An 866-nucleotide genomic window follows, 5' to 3' on the forward strand; every position below is an offset into this window, starting at 1 on the left:
GCGTGATGGTATCAGGTGAAAGGAGACGCAAAATGATTCAGCTCGGTGTTGATGTCGGGAAAAGTAAAATTGATGTCTGCCTGCTTCCGGAAGGCCCCGGGGGCAGGAAAAAAACCAAAGTGCTTTCTAACGGACCGGACGTGGCCCGGCAGTTGCTTGAGTGGCTGGCGGTCAGAAAAGTCGCTCTTTCTGAGCTACAGGTCATCCTGGAGCCGACGGGAACCTATCATGAGCATCTTGCTTATGGTCTGCATGAAAAAGGACTTCGCGTGGTGGTTGCCAGTCCGGTCCGTGTGCGGTCTTTTGCTACAGGCATGGGCATTCTGACGAAAAACGACCACGTAGATGCCCATGTTCTGGCGCTCTATGGCGCACTGCGCCAGCCGGAAGCATGGGTGCCCCCGCCACCGGCCATCCGGGAACTGAAAGCGCTGCTGAAAAGGCGCGATGCGCTGCGGGAAGATTTGCAGCGTGAGCAGAACCGGCTGGAAAAACTGCACGTCACCCGCTTTTCCACACGCGTTGAAGCTTCAGTAACAAAAATGATAGCGGCGCTGGATGCAGAGCTGCTTTCGGTCCAGCAGCAGATCGACGACCATATTGATAACCATCCGGACCTGAAGCAGGACATGAAGTACCTGACGTCGGTGAAAGGCATTGGTAAGCAGGTGGGCTCGAATATGCTGGCAGTGCTGCGTGGAAACGCCTTCAGCAGCCCGGAACAGGCGGCGGCATGGCTGGGTCTGGTTCCGCGGGAGAAACGGTCAGGCAGTTCAGTGAACGGCCGTTCACGCCTGACCAAAACGGGTCCGGCCGATTTACGGGCTAAACTGTATCTCAGCGCCATGACGGCGATAAAACATAAT

1 protein-coding gene is annotated in these 866 nt (G+C 56.1%); it reads left to right on the forward strand.

Annotation, left to right across the window (positions count from 1 at the left end):
• Nucleotides 1-32: 32 nt before the first annotated feature.
• A partial coding sequence (locus EPG66_RS22785) for an IS110 family RNA-guided transposase (protein ID WP_182688183.1) occupies nucleotides 33-866 on the forward strand: 834 nt, incomplete at its 3' end.

The sequence above is a fragment of the Pantoea pleuroti genome (genome assembly GCF_014156615.1).
Classification (GTDB): domain Bacteria; phylum Pseudomonadota; class Gammaproteobacteria; order Enterobacterales; family Enterobacteriaceae; genus Pantoea; species Pantoea agglomerans.